This window comes from Planktothrix prolifica NIVA-CYA 540, assembly GCF_963864145.1.
Classification (GTDB): Bacteria; Cyanobacteriota; Cyanobacteriia; order Cyanobacteriales; family Microcoleaceae; genus Planktothrix; species Planktothrix agardhii.
Genome location: NZ_CAWLTW010000001.1, coordinates 159,542 through 178,046, shown reverse-complemented (window position 1 = coordinate 178,046; position 18,505 = coordinate 159,542). Strand labels below are relative to the sequence as shown.

Genomic DNA, 18,505 nt, shown 5'->3' with positions numbered 1-18,505 from the left:
CGCTGACGGCGTTGTCACCCCATCAGATTTTTAAATCGTCTCAACTTGCCATTCTTCGGAACTTAATCCGCCTCTTTGAATTGCTTTTAAGCAAAATGAATTAATATCTTCCGCACATAAGTTAACTTCAACAAAAGCTCCATTTTTGAGAGTTCTAGTGTATCTAAACTTTTGATTATTCCAATTTACTAAACGAGGATAGTCTTGAATTAGTCCCTGAAACACATCTTCATCTAAGTCAGCAACAATATTGAGGGTGGTTTCCAACACATCTCGCCAATTTTTAACGGGATATTTTTCGTTACGGACGGATAATACTCTGGGTTTTGTTCGTCTAACTGTACCCTCTAGTTTTTGCTTTTGTAAAACATTCCCAAAGTAAGGCCATATTTTTAAACAGATTTCTGCTAAATCTTCTGATCTCTTTTCAATATCTTCTTTATTCCAATTTATTTTATCTTTAAAATACTCGTTTAATTGTAAATTACTTTCTAGTAAAATGTCCCGTTTTTTATCAAAAGGTTTATTAGAAAGTTCAGGATTATATCCAGTTAGAGTTAAGTTTCCAAGGGTATGTAGCAACAGTTGGTGAGTTGTTTCCCAATCTTCGCCCAAAGATTTTTCCCAATCTTTATTGAGCTTTTGAGGCATAATGTGTTCGATTGAAAGATTCTCAAAAAATACCCTTTCTTTATGAATAAATGACTGTTCTATTGATTCTAAAATTAGTTTGGCTTTTTCTGCTTTAACCCTAGTCGCATAAAGTTCCACTTCTTTTAACATCGATTTAAACTGATCATTGCTGGGATAGTTTTTTAGGGAAAGAATTTCTTTTAACCCGTCCATAAAGTTTTTATCAATTTTTTGTCTAATTTGACTGTATAAAGAAGGAAACATTTTGTTGAGGGAGTTAGTGGCAAAGTTGCAAACAAAACGCCGAATAATAAAATTTTCAAGAATCTTTAAGATTTCTACAAATTCATCAACAGTAAATTTACCGTCGCTGTAATCATCGTAACAATTGAGTAGAAACGGATAGACCGTAGTTAATTCTAGCCTTTTGATCCGCATCAGAGAATCACTAATATATTTGTTAGTTTCCTTTAAAATTAAAATCGTTGTTAGTCTTTGCTGCCCATCAATTAATAAATATTTACACACTCCTTCAGGGACAGAAACCGTCTGCATCGTGACAATAGAACCCATAAAATGAGGGTTCATTGTTTCCTGTTCGGTCAAATCTATTAGATCGTCCCATAAATTCTCCCATTGTTGACGTTCCCAGCTATAGGGACGTTGAAAGAGGGGAACGAGATATTGTTGGGTTCCTTCTAGGATTTTTTGTAGTTTGGTTTCCGAGGCTTTCATATTTTTTAGTAAAATTATTTAAGGGAATAGGCACTTGATTATAGCAAGCTGTGAAAATAAATCGGTAAATACTGACTGTTTCACAGGGCTTTATTTGGTTGTCATTGTATAAACTCCATCCCATTCTTCAGGAACAGCAGTTTGTAAATATTGTTGCGATCGCACTAGATGAATTTGTACCGCCCGGTCATCAGGACGCATTTTTTTTGCTTCTTCAAAAATCCGAATTGCTTGCTTAAACTCTTTCGCTAAATAAGCCACTCTCCCTTGATTAAAACAATCTAAAAACTCTCTTACCTGGTCATCTAAATCAATAGACCGATTACCAATTAATTCATAAATACTCACAGCTTGATTCTTGCCTTTCACCCGCACCCGATCCAATTCCCGCACCCAAATTTTATCTTGACATAAATGATAAGTCATTTCACTAATAATAATATCACAACCATATTGTTTAGTAATTTGTTCTAAGCGAGAACTTAAATTTACCCCATCCCCAATAACAGTATAGTCCATGCGTTTTTGTGAACCAATATTTCCCGATACCACTTCACCCGAACTCATGCCAATACCGATTCTAATTTGTGGTTCATCGGGTCGCATTTGATTAAATTCTTTCAGGCGGCGACGCATATCTAAAGCCGATTGTACCGCCATCCAAGCATGATTATCTCGCAGGGGCAGGGGAGCTCCAAACACCGCCATTAAAGCATCCCCAATGAATTTATCTAAAGTACCTTCATGGGAAAAAACCGCTTCTACCATAGTTTCAAAATATTGGTTTAATAACGCCACCACATCCGAGGCTTCTAAGTTTTCTGTTAAGGTTGTATAACCACGAATATCGGAAAATAAAATAGTCACTTCTTTACGTTCTCCTACCATTAAAACATCTTCTCCTAAAGCCATAACCTGTTCAGCAACCCCCGGAGTCATATACCGATACATGGTAGTTTTCATCCGTTTTTCCCGACTAATATCTTCTAAAACAACTAACCCCCCTCTAACTCCTCCTTCGGGATTGGTGAGGGGATTAACGGTTAAATTAATACTGCGTTCTATTGGTCGAACTTGTTGTTTAGGATAGGTTATATTATTGGGTTGGGGGTCTGTGGGTTCTCCCCAGGGATGATAAATTTCCGAATTAGAGCGATCGGGAATACCTAAAATATAGCTAGTTTGAATCACATCTCCTTCAGTTTCTTCCTGTTTAATTAAACCGACGGTTAAACTTTGTTCAGGAACATAATGACGGGCGGCATGGCGGAGACTATCTTCTAAACGGAATCTTAAATTTTCAATCGGTAGGACTTCCCAAACATAACGTCCGGCTAATTTTTCTTCCCAATATTGACGAATAGAGCGATCGCCAACGAGTGGTTTTGGACAGCCCAATAATTCCAAAGCTGCATCATTAATCGTGACAATTTTTCCTTGTAAATCCGTGGAAATCACCACATCAGAAAGACTTTGTAAAATATCCTTCTGATATTGCTTTTCCACCATGACATTTTCAAATAACTGAGCATTTTGTAAGGCAATTCCCGCCTGAGAATTAAACGCCCTTAAAAATTCTTCATCGGAATTAGTAAAACTACCTTTATGTTTATTAATTAACTGAGTCACCCCAATTAATTCCCCGGCCGCATTAAACACTGGCATACATAAAATATTTCGGGTTTGATAGCCCGTCCTGCGGTCAGTGTTGGGGTCAAACCGAGGATCGCAATAGGCATCAGGAATATTCAAAACTTGACCCGTTGAAGCTACATATCCGGCAATTCCACGATTAGCAGGAATCCGAATTTCTATCATTTTTGAACCATCGGCATTAGCTACTTTTGTCCATAATTCTTGAGTTTCTTTTTGTAATAAAAATAAGGTGCTGCGATCGGCTTGCATTAAATCCCGCGCCTGTTCCATCACCGCTTGCAAGGTTGTTTCTAAATCCAAACTTTGCCCTAAAGTTGTTGTTGCTTTTAATAAAGCGGCGACTCCCCGTTGATTTCGGGCGGCAACAAAAAACGATTGACAACTTTCTAAAATAATCCCAATTGAATCAGCAAAAGCTCGAAATTGTTGTTCATCTTCCTCGGTGAATTCCGTATCTCCAGCTTTATTTAATAACCGTACCACCGCCACGGATTCTTCTGGATTTTGGCTACTAAAAATCGGCATACACAGAATGGTGCGGGCATAATATCCGGGGGGTTCATCCACATCCACATCAAATAATTCACAGGTATGAGCATCGCTGACATTCATTCCCTGACCCGTGCGGGCAACATATCCTAAAATCCCCGAATCCATTGGTAAACGGATTTCTTTTGCTAGTCCGGTTTCTTCATCAACTTTGGTATACCAGAGTTGATTTTTTCCGCGATTGACTAAAAAAATTGTCGTGCGATCGGCTTGCAGAATTTGCCCAATTTTGAGGGTAAAGGCATCGAGTAATTGTTCTAATAGGGTCTCTATTCCTTCATTATTAATCAGATCAATTGCCCGAAGAAATTGCTGAAATTCTGCGGTAATAAAATCTAAAATACAGATAAATTCCCCAATTGGCAGATTCTTAACACGCGCCGCCAATAGGCCCATACGATCCACTTGTGTCAGCGTAGCTAAGATGCTACCAGCATTAGAAAAAGTCATGGGAAGGGGATAGTTTGGGTGAGGGATAGAGAACTGAAAAACTCTGATCAGAGGAAGTTAACTGGGTTTGCTCGAATAGAAACCTTCCCAACTAGAAGATATTAATAGATTGAGTAATTGAGTAGATGATAACAGACAAAGGATGGTCATGGTTGACATCCTTGCCTGGGGCTTGAAGTTTCCACTGAATATTAGGCAACGGAGGGCAGGGAGTAACGGCTTAGAATTCCTTGATAGTAGGAGCGCAGTTGTTGTGTTGCGGCGGCCCATCCCCAACGTTCGGCTTCTAAACGGGCATTTTGGCGTAGGATTTCCCGTTCTTGGGGATTGGCAAATAACCGTTGAGTCGCGGTAATCGCTCCATCTTCCTGAAGCGGATCGAACAAATAGCCATTAACGCCATCGGTAACAATATCGGGAATCCCCCCAGACCGGGCGGCGACTACGGGGGTTCCCGCGGCCATGGCTTCTAATAGCACTAATCCCAGGGTTTCGGTACGGGAGGGGAAAATAAAGGCGTCAGCCGAGGCGTAGGCCGTCGCCAGGTCTTTTCCTCGCAAGTAACCGACGAAATGGGTGGGAGTTCCCCGAAAATGGGCTTCTAGGACTTGACGGTTAGGGCCATCTCCCACCAGGGCTAAACGGGAATTGGGAATTTTCTCTAAAACTGGTTTAATTCGTTCAATTTCTTTTTCTGCACCTAAACGACCAACATATAGTAATAGATTACAGTCCGGGTTTCCCAGGCTAAGGCGATCGCGCATTTCCACACTAGCCAAAGAAGGTTGAAACATTTCTGTATCTACTCCCCTCTGCCATAAATCTAGCCTTTCAATTCCGTGGGCTTGCAGTTCTTTTACCATCACCGTTGAGGTACAAAGATTTAATTGCGCCTGATTATGGGCCGCTCTTAACATACTCCAGAGTACCTCCTCCAACATTCCTAGACCATAATGGTGCAAATATTGAGGTAAATGGGTATGGTAGGACGCCACCAAAGGAATATTTAACTTTTTGGCGTAATATAATCCCCCTAGCCCTAAAATTGCTGGGTTGGCAACGTGAATCAGATCGGGCTGGAATTTTTCTAATTCCACACCGATACCCGGATGGGGAATACCGAGTTTTAACTCTGGGTACAGGGGTAGGGGAAACCCTTCCACTCCATAGATTCTAGCCCCTTTATATTCCGTGAGTCCCCCGGCGGGAGAAATCACCAAAACCTGATCTCCTAAGCGTTGTAACTGTTCCACCGTATGACACAGCCGCGTCACGATCCCATCAATTTTGGGTAAAAAAGTCTCAGTGAAAAGAGCAATTCGCATACAAGCTATACACTGATATCAATAGTCCGAGCTTCCCCATCATCTCAGAATTTGCGATCGCTGTTAAGAATAGGGAACAGGGAATGGGTAATGGGTAATGGGTAATGGGTAATGGGTAATGGGTAATGGGTAATGGGTAATACTTCGACTTCGCTCAGTAACAGGGTAATGGGTAATAGACTGATCACTGCTAGAGAGAGAGACGCGCCGTGGCACGTCTCTACGGTGATGATTTATGATGGGAAAATAGTAATTTTTGACTAATTTGGGGTTAAATTTTAACAATGACAGTCTCGGAAAATCTTTCTATTCCTTTAGTGGAACTTGCTGCAAAAACTCGTTTAGCGGCTCAGAAATTAGGGATATTATCAACAGCAGAAAAAAATCAAGCGATTGAAGCCGTTGCTCAGGCTTTAGAAGCGGCTGCATCGGAAATTATTACAGCAAATGAAGCCGATTGTCTTGCCGCCGAAGCTGAAGGAATTGCTAAACCTTTATATAATCGTCTGAAATTTGATACGACTAAATTAAATAGTACCATTGCCGGATTAAGAGATGTTGCCAAATTGTCTGATCCGGTGGGAGTGGTGCAAATTCATCGAGAATTAGATCGGGGTTTAATCTTAAAAAGAATTACCTGTCCATTGGGTGTTTTAGGGGTAATTTTTGAAGCTCGCCCGGAAGCGGTGATTCAAATTTCTGCTTTAGCGATTAAATCGGGAAATGGGGTGATTTTGAAAGGAGGAAAAGAGGCGATTAACTCCTGTCAAGCCTTGGTTAAAGCCATTCGTCAAGGATTATCACAAACAGCAATTGATCCCGATGCAGTACAATTATTAACTACCAGGGAAGAAATTTTAGAGTTATTACGATTAGATAATTATGTAGATTTAATTATCCCTCGTGGGTCTAATTCTTTTGTGAAGTTTGTTCAGGATAATACTCGGATTCCAGTATTAGGTCACGCCGAAGGTATTTGTCATATTTATATTGATAAATTGGCGGATATTAAAAAAGCGATCGCTATTACAATTGATGCAAAAACCCAATATCCGGCGGCTTGTAATGCGGTGGAAACCCTATTAGTCCATCAAGATATCGCCCATGGGTTTTTATTAGAAGCGGTAACGGTTTTACAAGCTAAAAATGTCGAATTGCGCGGGGATGATCAAACCCTAAAAATTGTTAATATTAAACCCGCAACGGCGGAAGATTGGTCAACGGAATATAGTGATTTAATCTTATCTATTAAAATAGTCGGTAATTTAGAAGAAGCGATCGCCCATATTAATACTTATGGTTCCGGTCATACCGATGCTATTATAACAGAAGATCAAGCCACAGCCAATACCTTTTTAAATCAAGTCGATGCGGCGGGAGTTTTTCATAATTGTTCAACTCGATTTGCGGATGGATTTCGCTATGGTTTCGGTGCAGAAGTAGGAATTAGTACCCAACAAATGCCTCCCCGGGGCCCCGTTGGTTTGGAAGGGTTAGTTACTTATAAATATCAAGTCGTTGGGGACGGACATATTGTAGAAACCTATTCTGGGAGTAATGCTAAACCGTTTACCCATCGAGATTTATAATGAAATTAGCCAGGGGTTTTTAATCCTTGGCTAATCCTGAAAATTATCCAAGGATCATTTGTTATGAATTCAAACAATCAGGATATTCTGATTCTTTTCTATTTGGGTTTATCTCCTGATGCTCAAGGACGGAAAATCGAAGATATTTGGCAATGGAAACACGACCGTTTAGAATATACCCATGATTATATTCAATGGTTATTTCCCCTACTTGAAAAAAGCAATTTTAATCGAAATGCGCCAACCTTAAATCCCTCTATTATTGAAACCTTTAGAAACACTCCCGAATTAAAAAAACGTTTACTTAAATCTTTATTATTAATGTTAAATTTTTATGGATTAAAATTGGAATCTCAGCCCTCTCAAGAGATAAAAATTATTAAAGGTGAAAACTATCAACAAAGAAAAACAAATTGGATTGATTGGCGAGATCATAACTATTTACGCTTGACTCGAATTTTAACCAGTTTAAGGCTATTAGGACTAGAAAATGAAGCCAAAGCATTGTTTAAATGTTTAGATGAAATTTATCAAGAAGAAAAGGATAAAATTGGGTCAGAAACCTATAGTTATTGGAAAAATGCTGTTGGTTTAGATAATAAAATTTAGAGGAGTTAGACAAAAAAAGCCCCCCTAACCAATGATAGGTTAGAGGGTCTTTTTAAGATTAAACTAAACCATTGTTAGGGGTTGTTGGGTTAAACAAACCTGTACTAGCTTGATAGGAGAAAACATTCAAGTAGCTGACCTGTTCAATTGTAAGACCTGTATATTGAACTAAGGCTTGAGCATTAGCTGTTTTGAAGGTTTCCAAATCCAGTTGAGGATTCTTTGTTAAGAATTCATCACTGAAAGGTTCGTGACCATCTGACAAACCTTTACCAACCATATAGCTGATAATTTGAGGGTTTGTAAGTGCATCAACCGACCCAACATTGTAGTAGGTTAAGACATCTTCTTGCACTTGCGGATCGGCAACATATTGGTCGAAGTCTTTCAACAATTCAGAAGGTTTGTTTCCTTTAATTAAACCTTCCCCGGTTGCATAGACAGACAACTCATCGTTGCTAATTTTGGCATCTTTATTGGTATCAATTTTGGCTTTATTTGCCGTAATATCATCGCCATATTGTTTTTGATACCAAACTAAATCAACTATTGGAGCCGTGCTAGAAACGTCTTTTTGATTTTCAGAAACGTAGTCAAAGACTTTCTTAGGATCAATATTGTAGACCTTATCCTCACGGTAATTTTCTAACAATTCTTCCCCACCTTGATTCACATAGTAGTCAAGATTGGTATATTTTTTCCCATCTAAATCATAGGAGGAAGCTTGTTCTAGGATAAAGTCTTTGAGGAAAGCTTTATCGAGTTTTTTGAGGTCTTTGGGTTCGATTCCAAAAATCTCGGACAGTTGTTTTTTGTATTCCTTGACAAATCCCTTAACATCCACAGACGCGATCGCTTTTCCTTGCAGAATAGTTACGTCTAAAGCGTGTTTTAGGATATCAGTATTTGTGAGTTGTTCAACTGGTTTACTGAAGGTGGTTTCCAACTCGGTTTTGTAGGTTTGGCGATAGAATTTATCGTCAATTTCTGCGCCCAGAATCCCACCATACACATAGTCAGCAACTAAGGAATCATCGAGTTGAGCAACGGCCGATACATCCACTTTATAATGGGTTGCTAGTTCATCTTTGAAAGCCGTTTTCAGGTATTCTTTATCAACAAATTCCAGAGGGTTAATTCCTTGTTTGATTCCGTCGCTGAAAGCAAACTTAATCACATCTTTGTCGCTGATTTTATCAACTAAGTTGCCATTTCCGGGGTTATCGGTAGGAGGGGGAGTAACGCCATCGTCGGTTGGGAAATAGTAATCAACAAGCTGTTGGGTGTAACCTTGCCGATAAGCATTAACATCAATAGCGGTTAGTTGGATACTATTATCCGGTGACACCTGTTTGTAAGCGTCGCTCAAGGTAATAGAAATGATGTCTTTATTCGTCAGAGAATTAACATCTTTCTCGATTTTCAGATCAGTTAATAACTGTGTTTTTTGTTCAACACTTAACTGTTCAAATTGATAACGTAGATAGTTTGTATCCAATTGATTGTAGTCATTTTTCAACCAATTTAACGCCACCTGATCATCAACTGCAACGCTATTAATCGCGCTTGTATAGGTGTCTCCGAGATAATCAAGAGCGAGATATTTGTCAAGCTGAATACCCTGTTTAACCCCTTCACCATAAACGAATTGCTTGACTTTTTCAAGAGTTAAATCTTTGATGTCGGTAACATCTGGATAAGCTGCTTTCAAAGCATCAGTATTATCCTTAATATACCGTTCATAATCAACAGGGGACAATTTCAGCGTTTGATTTTCTGTTTTTAACAAATCCTTGAATTCAGGACTATAGACTAACTGAATAATTTGGGGATTTGTCAAGTCTTCAACAGTTGCAAAAGTTGCGTCTCCACTTCCTAAGAATTGTTTGACTTGATCTAAACTTAATTTTTGGTCAGTAATCAATTTTTCCAGTTGATCACTGACATATCCCACATCAATTGTTGACAGTTTTTGCGTAAAGGCTGCAAGGATTTGTTCGTTGGTTAGGGTGACAACATCTCCCGCTAAAACATCATCGACTGAAACACTATAAGTACCCGCTAATTCTTGAGCGTAAAGGTGACGCACATAGTTATAGTCAGGTGTCTCCGTTTGTGTCAGTTTCAGAGCTTTATCTGCACCCAGTTTATTGTTAAAGGCTTCGTTAACAACTAATTCTTTAACTTGTTCATTTGTTAACCCATCTAACGCCTGAATATCAGTAGTCAGAACACCATTAACATCGTCCAAAGTGATCACATTTTTATCCAACAAATCTTTCAGTTGGAATTTCAAATATTGTGGATCAAAGTCTGCCGCTGGGTTGGTTGGTGGAACTGGTGCTGGAACTTCTGTGACCGTCAGTTGTTGAATATATTGTTCAACCGTTACACCTGCGGCTGTAATTTTTTCAGCATCTGCGGTAGTGAAATAATCCTTAATTTGTTGTTCGGTAAATTTAGTACCCGCAGGTAAATTGTATTTTGCTGACAGTTCACTCTGATATTTAGAACTCAAGAAACCTAAATCCAAAGTATTAGGTTGAACCAACTCAATACTGTTATTACCTAATGCGGTTTGGAATTCTTGATTTAGTAACAATTCCGTCAGATTTGCGTCGGTAATTGTTTCTAAAGAATCAATTGGTGCAGGTAATAATTGATTTACCGTATTCAGGGTAATCGTTTTGTCCGTAACTAACTGTTGGAGTTGATAACGACCATAAACCAGATCGATTTTAATGGGCGTACCACCATCGGTTGTACCATCATTATCTAACGAAATCAGACTGGATTTAGTTAACCATTGTTTTGCTAATTCTGGTGTAACTTCAGCTTCAGTAACTTTGGCAAATGCCGCGATTTCTGCTGCTTTATTTTTAACCAGATAGGTTAGGACTTTATCGTTAGAAACAACCTTGCTTATATCACCCGTAAGCGAGGCAATATTCACCCCTAAAACTTCTGCTAAAGCGGGAGCAAAGGTGGCTTTGATATAATCCAAATTCGGGGTATCTTGAGACAGTTTAATTTCAACACCCGCGCCTAAAGCGGTCTTGAATTCACTGTTATTAATGAGGTCAATCAGTTGTTTTTTGCTCAACAAATCAACGCTAGTAACGGTTGTTCCTAGAACTTGATTAATTTTATCTAAGGTAACAGTTTTAGCTTGAATCAAACCACTGAGTTGAAACTCAACATATCCAGCATCAACGCCAATATATTGACTAATCCATTTTTCAGTAACTTGATCCCCACTAACAATTGCAGCACCGAAGGTATCAGTAATGTACCCTAAATCAATCAATCCTTCTGTACTAAAAGCTTTAGCTTCAGGACTAAAAGCAAACTTGATAATCTGCTGACTAGACAGTTCACTAATGTCTTTAACGTGGTAGGAATCTTTTAGCGCGGCTTCAAGTTCTTTACCGTATTTTTTGACATATCCATCGGTATCAAACCAATTGATTGTTTTGACATCAACGGTTTCCTGATCATGCAGATATTGGAGAATTTGTAAGTCCGTGACTTTAGCGATCGCGTCTACACCAAATGTCGCTTGAACATCTCCTGTAAATTTAAACCGGAAGTAGTCAGAGTCGATATCATTAGACCATCCACCTAACACAATATCGAGTAGAACATTGGGATTTAATTCCTGAACAACGCTGACATCAACATCATATTGAACAGCGATTTTTTCCGCGTATTCTTTCTTGTAGAATGCCAATCCATCTGCTGAGATAAATTCAGAAAGATTGAGATTCAATTTGGAAGCTTCTTCGGTAACAAACTGATAAATTTGCGCTTGGGTAATTTCCGTAACCGCAGTTACATTATAAAACGCAATCAACTGTGATGAATATTGGGTACTGAACGCTGTTAAATCGAAAGTGACTAGGCTCTTTACCTCATCAAACTTTTCATTGCTGAAGAAGTATTTTTTCAGATCGTCTAGGGTTAATTTTTGGATATTTTTCCCTAAAATATCGGCATATTGTGTGAGTTCATCTGTGTATTTATCTAAGCAGAATTTCACATCAATAACTGGAGATTTATCACCAAACAGAAAATCAATAATGTTTTCCGCTTTGATATCTGCTCCAAATTCAGCCGTTAAGACTTTACCATAAATTTCTTTATAGTATTCAACATCAACGACTTCACTGATTTGCTTCAGCAGTCCCAGTTTTTTACCTTCACCCGATAGGAAACCATTGATTTGTCCATCGGTTAAGTCTTTAACATCTTTGACTTTGAAGAAACCTTTGAGTTCTTTTTCCAGTAGTTTCTCAACTTTCTTAAAGTCAATTGGATTTCCGGTTAATCCTAAGTCTTTACCAATTCCCAGGATATAAACCTTGATTTTTTCATCCGTTAGGTTAGCAACTTCTTCCTCGGAAATTTTGAAGTAAGCGGCTAACTGAGTTGCGTATTTAACACGAGAGTATTCAACATCAATTAGGTAATCTACATTGATACTTTCGAGAATATTGTCACTTCCAATTTCATTGGTTTTTGTGATGTTGTATTTCTCGACAATTTTATCGAGATTCAACTGTTTCACATAATCCAGACCCAGGAATGGAGAAACGGTATTTCCATTTTTAATTCCTTGTTCTTCAATGAAATTCAGAATTTGTTTAACGGATGGATTTTTTCCTAACCCAGCGACTAATTCTTTCCCATAAACAACTTCTAAGTAATTTGAAGAAACTGTCCAAGAAGTATCAATTTTTTGTTCTGGCGGAACGTTATTAATGAACAGCAGAATCTGAACATTTGGCAGAACTAGGACTTGTTCAACGGAAATCTTGAAGTAAGCTGCAATCTCTTTTGCGTAAACAACTTTGACGAAGTTAATATCAACGGTCGGTGAAGGATGGGTAATTACTTCAGACCCTTCTTTACTGTTGATAAATGCAAAGATTTGCTGATTACTAATGAGTTCTAAACTCACCCCAAATTTAGCAACCAGTTCAACATTGTAGGTTGACCGAATATAATTAAAGTCGATGGAACCCGATAGTTGATCTCCGCCTTTAACTCCTTCTTTGTCAAGATATTTTAAAATATCTTTGTTGGTGATTTTGTCAAGGGTTTTCTCAAGGAATTTCTCTAGTTTTTTGCCATGATTTTTCTTGACAAAATTAAAATCAATCAAGACAGAAGGACTGTTTCCTGCCTCTAAACCTTCCCCACTAATATAGTTGAGGATTTGTACAAAAGTAAGATTGGAAACAGAGGCAACTTGATAGAAACTCAGTAGTTGTTGGCTATAAGATTCTAGGTAACTCTTAATATCTACATAGGTTGAGGTATTAATCCCCAGTTCTAATCCATTTTGATTGATGAAATTGATGATCTCAATATCTGTAATCGTGCTGAGATCCTCAACTTTTAAACCCGCTTTCAGTTCAACCCCATAGGTGACTTTAATATAGTCCAGATTGAACAATTCTGGGGGAAGTTCAGTAGTTGGTTCTGGTGTGGGAATTGGAGTCGGAACTGGAGTTGGAACTGGAGTCGGAACTGGTGTGGGAATTGGAGTCGAAACTGGAGTCGGAACTGGTGTGGGAGTTAAGGTTGGTGCGGGTGTTGGTTCAACCGTTGGTGCGGGTGTTGCGGTTGGTGCGGGTGTTGGTTCAACCGTTGGTGCGGGTGTTGCGGTTGGTGCGGGTGTCGGTTCAACCGTTGGTGCGGGAGTTAAGGTTGGTGCGGGTGTTGGTTCAACCGTTGGTGCGGGTGTTGCGGTTGGTGCGGGTGTTGGTTCAACCGTTGGTGTTGGTACGGGTGCTGATAGCGATACCTCAATAAATTGCTTAATTTGCTCAATACTAATTACTGAGAGACTACTAACTTTGAATTGTTGCAGAATCTTAGTAACAGAAATGTTGGGATTGAACGGACGATTTTCCCCCAGACCAAATTCGAGAAAATGTGCGATTGCACTAATTTGACCTGACTGAACAGCTAACTTAATATCTGGGTTTGCTTCCAAATAATACTTGACATTAAGGAATGATTTATTGCATTCTCGACCTTCAAATTGACCCACGTTAAAAAAGTGGAGAATCGGATTGATTAAACCCTCTTGAGCTTGGACTGCAACATCAGGATTAAGTGTCAAATAATCTTTGAGTTTAAAGACAAAACTAAACTTTCGGGTTTCATCAATTCCAAATTCCAAGAAATGTTCACTAGCATTGGTCAGACCATCCTTAACCTTTTGCTCAACATCAGGATTAAGTTTGAGATATTCCTGAATATTAAATAGAGGATTCCAGGGACGGTTTTCACTCTGTCCAAAATCAATAAAATGTTCAGCAACACTTAAACCCTGTTGTTGAGCTACAAATTTAAAATCTACATTCAGCTTTAAGTATTCACGAACACTAAATAGATGACTAAATTCCCGATTTTCATAAATTCCATAGAGTAAAAAGTGTTCTTCTGGTGTTATTAAGTTGGCTTCAACAGCCAGTTTAACATCGGGGTTTAATTTCAAATAGGCATCTTTATCAAATAGTTTATCTAGTTTCTTGAAGAATTTATCGGGTTTATTGGCTAATTTACCAAGTTTGTCACCCAATTTGTCTAATTCTTTTGAAAACTTGTTCAAGTCATTCATAGTTTTTTCAACCTTATAATCTATACGACACAATAAGGGTGTGCTTGCATACCCATTTTGAAACTATCGAACCGAAGATCAATTAAGGATTAAATATTATTCGATTCTGATTGTTTATTCTGTCTATATTAACTCTAAAACATAGATTTAAGAGGGTAATGAAGCCTTGATGAGAAAAATCTTAATTGTAGAGTTTTATTAGCTTATTTTTTAAATTCAAACCAAAAAATTTTGCCGCCTTTTTGTTTTTTTTAGGTGGGCTTTTTTAAATTTAAACCACAAATAGTTCCTTTAACCTTGTCAAAAACTTGGTTAAAGAAACAGTAATTAATCTAAAGTCAAATTTCCATTAACCCGATTATTACTTACCTACTTAATTTAAGTATTCCCTTAGTTGAGGCAAAATATAACAGTTTTCAAAATATTGTTAACAGCCCGAACTATAAACACAATATAGCGCAGCTATTTGTAAGCAAGAGATAGCCAACTTTCATACTTTTTAAAAAATTCACACTGGACTTTGCTTATATCCCAAAGTCACAATATTTTATCCTTAAATGCCCCTGATGAACTAACCGCAGATCGGCTAAATAAAACTTATCCTGATCACTAAATTCGTCTAAATCGCACCTTCCAACCGTGCTTCCATGCAGACGCTCTGTTTAGCCTAAAAGTTCCCAGAAGTTTCAAGAAACTAGACGATACCCCATTCCCCGTACCGTTTCAATCCGTTGACCCCCCAACTTTTTACGCAGATAGCCCACATAAACATCAACAATATTCGAGCCTGGATCATAGTCATATCCCCAAACCTGATCCAATAGTTGTTCCCGACTCAACACTTGACCCGGATGGCGCAAAAACGTTTCTAACAGTTGAAATTCCTTAGCCGATAGGGTAATGGGTGTTTCTCCCAAACAAGCTTGACGGGTATATAAATCCAGTGTAATTTGGCCAACGGTTAAAGTCTTATCTTCATTATTCGTCAATTGGGGATGATGTCGCAAACGGACACGAACCCGAGCTAAAAGTTCTGCAAATCGGAAGGGTTTAGTCACATAATCATCTGCACCCCCATCTAACCCTGCTACTTTATCCGTAATATCATCCCGGGCGGTCAGAATAATAATCGGAATTTGTTCTCCTTGACCCCGTAATTGCTCTAAAACTTGAAACCCATCTTGATCGGGAAGTCCTAAGTCGAGAATTAACAAGTCAAACTCATGGGCGAGGGCTTTTTCTACTGCTTCTCGTCCATTGCAAGCTAAGGTTGTGATAAATCCATTAGCCCGCAGTCCCTTTTCCAGAAAGGAGGCAATTCGAGGTTCATCTTCAGCAATGAGAATTCGACTCATTCGATCATACCTAGGATGGTTTCAAACGTAGATACTGATTCCCAATAAACAATCGGATTTTAACACAGATTCACGACCTTCTAACATCAAGTGGTAGACTGCCTACTTGATTTAGACAGACGTTACAAGTTTTAGAAGATGGGAAAAATCGATCAACTTTTAGAACCAAATTTGATTACAATTGAACCCAGGTCTGATCGTAGTGGGCAAAAAACTTGCGAATTAAAGGTGTGAGTGATTGGATATGGTAACGGTTTGGATCGGAAATGTAGCTTGGGGATTGGGTTCTGTCGTTGGAGCAGAAATGGTAAGGGATCTTTACCATGTCGCGGCTCATATTTTCCCGCCCTTAATTCGTTTGCACAATTGGCATCATCGGGTATTCCGTCCCGATTTAACTCCCGTGAGTGAGGAAATTTATCGCCAAGCCCATTGGTATAATGATGTCCCCGAAGCGGGAGTTATGTTAAGCTTTAGTTTAGTATTCGTGGCGATCGCCCATATTTACACCCCCGAAAACCAGGGATTTGCCCTTCTCGGTTGTATTTATACCCTCAGTTTTCTATTCTCGGCTATTGGTCGAGGAATGGGAATCCCCAATATAGATAAACTTACGGATTTAACCCATACTCCAGGCGAATTTGACCGTCCCCCTGCCTCTTGGATGGTAAATCGAACCTACCATTGGCGGCATCATTTTGATAATCAAAATGCCTATTTTTGTGGAACCCTTACCCTATTAGATAAAATCATGGGAACGGCGCTTTCATTGAAGGGGAAAACCGTGGCTGTGACTGGAGCATCGGGAACCCTCGGACAAGCTCTTTTATTTCATCTTCATGCTAAAGGCGCAAAAGTTCTGGCTTTGACTTCCGGTGATCAACCCTTGAGTTTAACGGTTGAGGGGGAAACAATTCCGATCAAAACCGTAACTTGGCAAGTCGGAGAGGAACAACAATTAGGGGAGTTATTCCAAAAAGTAGATATTTTAATTATTAATCATGGGATTAATGTTAACGGAATGAGAACCGAAGAAGCGATTAGCCAATCCTATCAGGTGAATACGTTTTCCGGTTGGCGTCTATTAGAATTATTCCTAAGTACCGTTAAAACTAACGCTGATATTGCTAAAAAAGAAGTTTGGGTCAACACATCGGAAGCGGAAGTGGGGCCAGCATTTAGTCCCCTTTACGAACTGAGTAAACGGACTTTAGGAGATTTAATTACTCTCCGTCGTTTGGATGCACCCTGCGTGATTCGGAAATTAATTTTAGGGCCATTCAAAAGTAACTTAAACCCCATTGGGGTAATGTCTCCTAACTGGGTTGCTAAACAATTGGTTAAACAGGCTCAAGGAGATGTTCGTAATATCATTATTACGATTAACCCTTTAACTTTTATTGCTTTCCCGATTAAGGAGTTTTGGGTTTCTACTTATTTTAAATTGTTCAGTCGCCAGGCGAATTAGGTAATGGGTAATAGGTAATGGGTAATGGGTAATGGGTAATGGGTAATGGGTAATGGGTAATAAAAAGAGTTTACATCCCCTGTTCCCTCCCCCCCTAGCCCCCCGTGCACGGGGGGTTTGGGGGGCTGTTCCGGTGTTCCCTTTTTCCTAAGCAAATAAGCTATGGTGAGTAATTGTTAAAAGAGTGACGGGGTTGAAGGGAGAAAAACGGGTTAGATGATTAATCGGAACGGAATGAGATAACTGGATATTGAGAATGCGATAACTCCAACTTCCCTCAATGCGTTTTCGTTGTTCTAACCAATTTAAAGCGGTGTTTAAGTGTTCAATGGTTTCTAAAGCTAAAACAATCACACCGCCCGGACTTAAACGAATACTACAAATCCCTAATATTTCGCTTAAATTTTTTCCAAATCCGCCCATAAAAATTCGATGAGGAGAACGTAAATGATGTAAAATATCCGGTGCTTCCCCATGAATTGAAACCATATTATTCACTTGAAACCGTTGACGATTTTGTTCAATTAAGCTGGTTCCAACTGCTGTTTTTTCGATTGCATAAATAGTAGAATCAGGAAAAAGTCGGGCAATTTCTATGGAAACTGAACCCATTCCAGCACCAATATCCCAGATCGTTTGTTTAGGTTGTAATCCTAATTCTCCTAAGACTAAACTCCTAACTTCCCGTTTTGTTATTAATCCGGGGCGATCGCTATAACTTAAAAATAGTTGATCGGGAATGCCAAAAGTCGGAATTTTAGATAAATCTAAGGGTTCTATTTCTGAGCGAGATTGACGTAATAAAATAACAATATTTAAGGGTGAAAAAACTTGATTTTTTAATATTTTTATATCCCATTGTTGCACCCGTTCATCCTTTCCCCCTAAATTTTCACAAACCCAAAATTGATAACAATTAGGTAAATCTAAACTACAGATTAATTGGGCGATCGCTGGGGGATTATAAATAGTATCCGTTAAAATTGCTATTTTTTCTACCCCCTGTTTTAAGGCTTGAATTAAGGTTTCCATCCCGGGACTCTGGGTTCGGAGAATTTTAGCATCTTGCCAAGGAGTTTTAATTCGATTAAAAGCTAATTGAATCGAACTAATATGGGGATGAAAGGTTAATTTTTCCGGGGAAAATTCGGCTATTAATAAATGACCTAACCCAAAAAATAACGGATCACCTGATACCAAAATTACAATATAATTATTACTAGATTGTTTATTTTCAACTTCCCATCTAATCAGTTGTTGACGAATGGCGACAATAGTTTCTGTTAAATCTCCCAAGGTTAACTGGGTGGCTGAATGTTCAGGAAAATAACTTAAATGGCGATCGCTTCCGACTAATACCGTCGCTCCTATGACTAAATTAAGCACAGACTCACTCAGTCCCGATGCTCCTTCTAACCCAATTCCAATAACATGAATCATCTATAAGGATTTCCTGTTACCTGTTGCCCTTTTCCTGTTTCTTCTTAAGAGGTGTTGACCGTTAG

The 18,505-nt window shown here is 38.8% G+C and carries 10 protein-coding genes; 3 read left to right on the top strand and 7 right to left on the bottom strand.

Going from position 1 to position 18,505, the window contains the following annotated elements:
* Nucleotides 1-30 precede the first annotated feature (30 nt).
* The 4 genes from AC559H_RS00755 to AC559H_RS00740 form a co-directional block, all read right to left on the bottom strand.
* The gene (locus tag AC559H_RS00755) at nt 31-1,368 is read right to left on the bottom strand and encodes a DUF262 domain-containing protein (protein ID WP_026793417.1); all 1,338 of its coding nucleotides are present in this window, start codon (nt 1,366-1,368) and stop codon (nt 31-33) included.
* 90 nt (nt 1,369-1,458) lie between these two features.
* A complete protein-coding gene (locus tag AC559H_RS00750; RefSeq protein WP_026793416.1) occupies nt 1,459-4,023 on the bottom strand; it encodes a GAF domain-containing protein in 2,565 nt (854 codons plus the stop codon).
* Between the two features lie 191 nt (nt 4,024-4,214).
* A complete protein-coding gene (locus AC559H_RS00745; RefSeq protein WP_026793415.1) occupies nt 4,215-5,348 on the bottom strand; it encodes a glycosyltransferase family 4 protein in 1,134 nt (377 codons plus the stop codon).
* A gap of 44 nt (nt 5,349-5,392) precedes the next feature.
* Complete coding sequence (locus tag AC559H_RS00740; protein ID WP_158442054.1) at nt 5,393-5,536, bottom strand: alpha/beta hydrolase; 144 nt, start codon at nt 5,534-5,536, stop codon at nt 5,393-5,395.
* Nucleotides 5,537-5,632: 96 nt separating this feature from the next.
* On the opposite strand from AC559H_RS00740, the gene AC559H_RS00735 reads away from it, so the two are divergent.
* Entirely contained in the window at nt 5,633-6,937 is a 1,305-nt protein-coding gene (locus AC559H_RS00735; protein WP_026793414.1) for a glutamate-5-semialdehyde dehydrogenase, read from the top strand.
* A gap of 63 nt (nt 6,938-7,000) precedes the next feature.
* Nucleotides 7,001-7,546 (top strand): opioid growth factor receptor-related protein, encoded by a 546-nt coding sequence (locus AC559H_RS00730; protein ID WP_026787525.1) that lies wholly within the window; start codon nt 7,001-7,003, stop codon nt 7,544-7,546.
* A 58-nt stretch (nt 7,547-7,604) separates the two neighbouring features.
* Here AC559H_RS00730 and AC559H_RS00725 read toward each other — a convergent pair whose 3' ends face one another.
* Both AC559H_RS00725 and AC559H_RS00720 read right to left on the bottom strand, forming a co-directional pair.
* The gene (locus tag AC559H_RS00725; RefSeq protein WP_026798408.1) at nt 7,605-14,177 is read right to left on the bottom strand and encodes a hypothetical protein; all 6,573 of its coding nucleotides are present in this window, start codon (nt 14,175-14,177) and stop codon (nt 7,605-7,607) included.
* A 686-nt stretch (nt 14,178-14,863) separates the two neighbouring features.
* Nucleotides 14,864-15,532 (bottom strand): response regulator transcription factor, encoded by a 669-nt coding sequence (locus AC559H_RS00720; protein ID WP_026787527.1) that lies wholly within the window; start codon nt 15,530-15,532, stop codon nt 14,864-14,866.
* Between the two features lie 244 nt (nt 15,533-15,776).
* Here AC559H_RS00720 and AC559H_RS00715 point away from each other — a divergent pair, with 244 nt between their 5' ends.
* Nucleotides 15,777-17,000 carry a bifunctional sterol desaturase/short chain dehydrogenase gene (locus AC559H_RS00715; protein WP_026793411.1) on the top strand — a complete coding sequence of 408 codons (1,224 nt, stop codon included), beginning with the start codon at nt 15,777-15,779 and terminating at the stop codon, nt 16,998-17,000.
* A 147-nt stretch (nt 17,001-17,147) separates the two neighbouring features.
* Here the strand turns inward: AC559H_RS00715 and AC559H_RS00710 are convergent, their stop codons facing one another.
* Nucleotides 17,148-18,440 carry a bifunctional cobalt-precorrin-7 (C(5))-methyltransferase/cobalt-precorrin-6B (C(15))-methyltransferase gene (locus AC559H_RS00710; protein WP_026793410.1) on the bottom strand — a complete coding sequence of 431 codons (1,293 nt, stop codon included), beginning with the start codon at nt 18,438-18,440 and terminating at the stop codon, nt 17,148-17,150.
* Between the last annotated feature and the right edge of the window lie 65 nt (nt 18,441-18,505).

What these genes read in the sequence shown, in the direction of transcription:
- AC559H_RS00755 (WP_026793417.1), bottom strand. Translation starts at nt 1,368, where the DNA reads ATGAAAGCCTCGGAAACCAAACTACAAAAAATCCTAGAAGGAACCCAA.
- AC559H_RS00750 (WP_026793416.1), bottom strand. Translation starts at nt 4,023, where the DNA reads ATGACTTTTTCTAATGCTGGTAGCATCTTAGCTACGCTGACACAAGTG.
- AC559H_RS00745 (WP_026793415.1), bottom strand. Translation starts at nt 5,348, where the DNA reads ATGCGAATTGCTCTTTTCACTGAGACTTTTTTACCCAAAATTGATGGG.
- AC559H_RS00735 (WP_026793414.1), top strand. Translation starts at nt 5,633, where the DNA reads ATGACAGTCTCGGAAAATCTTTCTATTCCTTTAGTGGAACTTGCTGCA.
- AC559H_RS00730 (WP_026787525.1), top strand. Translation starts at nt 7,001, where the DNA reads ATGAATTCAAACAATCAGGATATTCTGATTCTTTTCTATTTGGGTTTA.
- AC559H_RS00725 (WP_026798408.1), bottom strand. Translation starts at nt 14,177, where the DNA reads ATGAATGACTTGAACAAGTTTTCAAAAGAATTAGACAAATTGGGTGAC.
- AC559H_RS00720 (WP_026787527.1), bottom strand. Translation starts at nt 15,532, where the DNA reads ATGAGTCGAATTCTCATTGCTGAAGATGAACCTCGAATTGCCTCCTTT.
- AC559H_RS00715 (WP_026793411.1), top strand. Translation starts at nt 15,777, where the DNA reads ATGGTAACGGTTTGGATCGGAAATGTAGCTTGGGGATTGGGTTCTGTC.
- AC559H_RS00710 (WP_026793410.1), bottom strand. Translation starts at nt 18,440, where the DNA reads ATGATTCATGTTATTGGAATTGGGTTAGAAGGAGCATCGGGACTGAGT.